Here is a 4,790-nt window from a genome sequence, read left to right on the forward strand (position 1 = left end):
ACGGGATCGCATCCCGATCAGCAAACTCTCTTCTCTTCAACAACATAGACAGATGGGTGTTCTGATGCGCGGTTGTAGAACCGCTCGATGTAGTCGAACACATCTGCCCTGGCCTCGTTCCTGATGAGATAGATTTTACGCGCGGTCCGCTCGGTCTTCAGCGACGAGAAGAAGCTTTCCATCGCCGCGTTGTCCCAGACGTTGCCGGATCGGCTCATACTGCAAACGATGCCGCTGTCGGCCATCAGCCGCTGGAACTGCTCGCTGGTGTATTGGCTGCCCTGGTCGGAGTGATGCAGCAGGGCATCCGGCTTGCCGCGCCGCCAGACCGCCATCAGCAGGGCGTCCGCTACCAATTGAGCTGTCATGCTGGCGCTCATCGACCAGCCGACCACCCGGCGCGAGAATAGATCGATCACGGCCGACACGTAGAGCCAGCCCTCGGCGGTCCAGATGTAGGTGAAGTCGGCGACCCACTTCTGGTTCGGCCGCTCGGCCGCGAACTGCCGGTCCAGAATGTTCGATGGCACGGTCGCGATCTGGCGATCGCCTTCGTCCTTCGGCAGACGCCGGCGCCGTGGCCGCGCCCGCAAGGCCTGCAAGCGCATCAGTCGTTCGATCCGATGCAGACCGCATTCGACACCGTCCGCCAGCAGGTCTCGCCAGACCCGCCGTGCGCCGTAAGTCCGGTCACTGGCGATGAAGCTTGCCTTCACCTGCTGGCCCACAGCTTCGTCGCTTCGGGATCTTACGCTGGGCGACCGGTTCAGCCAGGCATGGAAGCCCGACCGGGACACGCCCATTGTTTCGCATAGCCATGCCACCGGCCAGATGGTCCGGTGCTTCGCGATAAAGACGAACTTCATGTCGCTTCCTTCGCGAAGAAGGCCGCGGCCTTTTTTAGGATATCCCGCTCAGCCTTCAGCTTGTTGACCTCGCGCCGCAGACGCTCGATCTCCAACTGTTCGGGCTTCATCTGCCAATGGCCAGGGAAGGCCTGAACAGGGTCGGAGCCGAACTCCTTCACCCATTTGCGCAGCACGTTCTCATGAACGTCCAGGTCCCGCGCAGCCTGTGCTGCCGACACCCCGCGCTCCCTGACCAGCTTGACTGCCTCGATCTTGAACTCTCGGCTAAACTTTCGTCTCCGCATGACCACCTCCGGCTCCATGAAACACCCAAACTGGGTGTCCATCAAACCGGCACCAGCTCAGAAAGTGCCTCCGGATCGGGATAATCCTGCAATTCGAAAATATATCGCCGACGAGATTATAGCGGTATCCAGCCAAGGACAGCCATCCCTTGGCGATCTTACGAGCGCCGGTCTCAAGGTCGTAAATGTGTACCTGTTCCCGCCTGGGCGCTCTTGGCTCACGGCCCTAGGAGGGTAAGGTCGCGGCGCGTATTAGGTCTCGCTAGTCCCGTTGTTTAGGGGCAGGAGAGTCCAAGTCCGCTTTGCGACGAAAAAAGCCCGCCGGTTATCTACAGGCGGGCTGTCTCATCTACGCGCTCACATCTGCGGCCGGACGTCACTGCTGGCGCCGGCGGTGCCTTGACCGGCTCCGGCACGAGGGATTGGAGGAAACCGACCAGGAGATTCCCGCACGATGTCCAGGATTCCGCGCTCAGAAATCACCCTCAAGGAAATGCGCGAGTCCGGCCCTACCCGGCTCATCGTATTCTGTGGCGACTACAAGTGCGGCACATTCGGTGATCGATGCGGGCCGCTGGGGTAATGACGTCCGGCTTTCCGACCTGGCGCCCTAATTCAACTGCCTAGCATGCGGCCAACGTGGCGCCGACGTCTAGGCCGCTCTTTAAATCCGGGGTCATAAGATACACCGCTGCTCGAAGCACTCTGAACAGAAAATACGGCGCTATCTTAGGCATCAGACGCCGCCCGTTTGAGCATGCAGATGTATGAAGACTGCCTTATGGTTGCCCATGCCGCCATTGCGGGCGGTCGGCCATCTGGGGTTTCTCATGAAAATTGTTAGCTTGTTTTCGTTTGTCCTTTTAAGCGCAGCGACGCTTCCCGCCGAAGCATACGATCTGCCGGAACACACCGTGTTAGCATTTAACCTGTCCGTCTGCCCGAAAGGTTGGGTGCCGTACGCTCCTGCCGCCGGGGCGTTTGTGGTGGGCGTCGGCGATTCCTTCCAACTTGGACGAGGTGGTGTCGGTCCCACGAATGTCGCGGTAGCAGATGCCAGTGGCAACTCCGCGCAGAAGGCATCGAAAGTAGCGGGTCTCCTCTTCTGCGAGAGGGACAAGAATCGAAGATAACTATGGAAAGGGAGAAGCCTGTAAGGGCGACTATTCTAGCGGCTCTAGCAATTGCCTTTGCCGTCTGGGCTTCGATCGGGTCACCACCGCACCGGCTCTCAGTGCGAAGCACTTTGGCTGCCGGCCGGTAAGGCGGCTTGGCGCACGGGGTTTCGGACGACATGCGCCGGGCCTTACCACTACGGATTACCCCCGGAATGGCCTGTGCAAGCGGGTCTGATTCTTGGCAGAATTGGCGCGATGAATGGCGGTGGTACTTATTTTGGCTCCAAGCTGTTTCCTTTATCCTATTTCAGGTGACGACGATGATCGAAGAGAAGGTCGCCCGCCTGCGCGCATATGATAATAACATCACCCGATATCGGCGGCTGCTTGAGACCGATCTTTCGGACCTTGAGCGTGAGTTTATCGAAAGGCGCTTGAACGAGGAAAGGTCGGCTATGAAAAGCTTGGCCAATCATCCGGTTTCCGGCAGCCGGGACTTAATGCAGCGCCAGCAGAAAATCACCCTCAAGGAAACGCGTGAGTCCGGCCCTACCCGGCTCATCGTCTACTGCGCCGATTACAAGTGCGCGCACTCGGTGGTGATCGATGCCGGCCGCTGGGGTGATGACGTCCGGCTTTCCGATCTTGAGCCCAAGTTCACCTGCCAGGCGTGCGGACACCGTGGCGCCGATGTCAGGCCGCTGTTCGAACACGCGCTCATGGGAACAGGCTAGGCCAACCCTACGCCGAATTGCTGAAGAATCGGGCAGCGCTTTGTTCGCTAACGAACTGACGACGCGTTCGAACTGTGATAGCGTGATCAGGTATTGCCGAGTTGGAATAAAGCATTTTGAAGTCAGGAAGCATCGAGTTCAACGGGCGCACGATCGCCTGTCTCATTCGTAACCAGTCCGACACTGGTGCATCGCTCGAGGTGGTCAGCCCACTGGGCATCCCGGCGCAATTTACCCTTATGATCGTTGCTGATCGCATGAGCCGCGGCTGCACGGTGATATGGCGAACGGAACGCTTGATCGGCGTCAAATTCCGCTAAGCTTATCCGTCGAAGGGGATTACCCCGCCAGAGTTCCGGGTATGACAAAAATAGGCCGGCCCGGCTCTTGTTTTCCTCGATAGTGTAGATGATGCGCTCGGACAGGGCGCGAAAGAGGACGGCTCCGGCACGCACCCCAGCCTCGGCGCTGAGGGCCGTTTCGGTCTTGATAAGCCGCTCCGGCGCATTGGCAATGACGGCCCCAGCCTCTCGCACCGCTGGGACGGTCCTCCCGTAAGACTACGGCGCCGTAAGGCTTGTTTATCACCTCCGAAACCGATGCTCCGTGTCCGTCCCCTCTACTTGGGGGTGGGGGCTCTGCCATGGAGCTATTTCGAGCTGAGAAGATTACCACTGTTCACGACCAATCAAACCATGACTGTCGTTTCTGCGGAGGAAGACTCACTCTGCTCAAAACGATCGCGGAATCCGAAAGCGGAGTCGTGATTCATATATTTGAATGCCTGCTGTGCGAAGATCGCACTTGGACCGCCTAAAGCAACAAGTTCTGCCGCTCTTCTTCTTTTGAAAGTTCGCTTTGCCCTGGTCCACCCCGTCTGAGGATCCGGTCCCGCTGCCGAGCGGCCGGAAGCTCGTCACCTTAAAGAGTGCTGCCGCCACATCACAAAGCTGTCGAAAGCCGAGCACTCCGCGCCCGAATGGCAGGCGGCCATGGAGGCTTGGGCGCTAATCCTCGGTGCAGAGAACGGCGGCCCGACGATGCTGGCCGGATCGGCGTGCACGCGGGCGTTGAACCGTCACGTTCGAACGGGTCTTTAATTCAGACCTCAAAAGTCATCATTGGGGCAAGCGCAAGCTGAAGAGAGACCAATGACAGTTTTTGTCTACGTCAACACCAGCAAGCAGGTTGGCGACCCCGAGCACCTCAAGGTCTTCGCCACCCCTGATGCGGCGGAAACATGGTTCGAGGAAAACGATCCCCAGGGCGTTGCCTTCGAATATCCGGTGATCGAATGAACCGGATTGGCCGCAGGATCACTTAAGCCATGCTCGTGATCTAGGTGGCGGCAATCGTCTGGCAGGTGCTGGGTTGCTGTAGGCCAGCCTCAAGGCATATAGGAACAATTGAAGGGCGATCTGATTGAGTCCGCGCTTAGTAGGCGTGTAACATGAACACCCCTGATCAGGACATCGTATTGACGGCCATCGAGGATGCCAGGCGCATCCTCGGGGAATACATTGCATTCGGCCCGCGAGACGCCACGGGAACGGTACACCGGCTGATAGCCGTTCTCGACGGAGAAGAGGTTGTCCACGCTATTGATCGAATGAAAAGGCGTCGGACTCTTCGCCTTGTGGAATAGGCCGCCAGCGTGAACCGACGGGTCCTCCCTTCCAGCGCATTTAGGAACGGGAAGCAGCTAGAGAGCGCTTTCCGCTTGATTTGAATCGGAAGGGTTATAGGGGGTTCCCTCGGGCGCGCAAATCAGATTCGGTTCCTCCA

Annotated in this window: 5 protein-coding genes; 4 read left to right on the plus strand and 1 reads right to left on the minus strand. The window is 58.6% G+C overall.

Features of this window, described 5'->3' with window-relative positions:
* Positions 1–17: 17 nt before the first annotated feature.
* A protein-coding gene (locus tag JQ624_RS37985) for an IS3 family transposase (RefSeq protein ID WP_409334426.1) occupies positions 18–1,153 on the minus strand; the annotation gives its coding sequence in 2 pieces (ribosomal slippage) (positions 18–889 and positions 889–1,153; 1,137 coding nt in all).
* An 830-nt stretch (positions 1,154–1,983) separates the two neighbouring features.
* Here JQ624_RS37985 and JQ624_RS37990 point away from each other — a divergent pair.
* The 4 genes from JQ624_RS37990 (at position 1,984) to JQ624_RS38005 (ending at position 4,303) form a co-directional block, all read left to right on the plus strand.
* On the plus strand, positions 1,984–2,286 hold the full coding sequence (locus JQ624_RS37990) for a hypothetical protein (protein ID WP_212423975.1): 303 nt from the start codon (positions 1,984–1,986) through the stop codon (positions 2,284–2,286).
* Positions 2,287–2,591: 305 nt separating this feature from the next.
* The gene (locus JQ624_RS39195; RefSeq protein ID WP_249130415.1) at positions 2,592–3,005 is read left to right on the plus strand and encodes a hypothetical protein; all 414 of its coding nucleotides are present in this window, start codon (positions 2,592–2,594) and stop codon (positions 3,003–3,005) included.
* Positions 3,006–3,121: 116 nt separating this feature from the next.
* Positions 3,122–3,325, plus strand: a complete 204-nt coding sequence (locus JQ624_RS38000; RefSeq protein ID WP_249130416.1) for a PilZ domain-containing protein — start codon at positions 3,122–3,124, stop codon at positions 3,323–3,325.
* Positions 3,326–4,156: 831 nt separating this feature from the next.
* Positions 4,157–4,303: a hypothetical protein gene (locus JQ624_RS38005; protein ID WP_212423976.1), complete on the plus strand. Its 147-nt coding sequence runs from the start codon at positions 4,157–4,159 to the stop codon at positions 4,301–4,303.
* The last annotated feature ends 487 nt before the right edge of the window (positions 4,304–4,790 follow it).

The sequence above is a fragment of the Bradyrhizobium sp. AUGA SZCCT0283 genome, assembly GCF_018130385.1.
Taxonomy (GTDB): domain Bacteria; phylum Pseudomonadota; class Alphaproteobacteria; order Rhizobiales; family Xanthobacteraceae; genus Bradyrhizobium.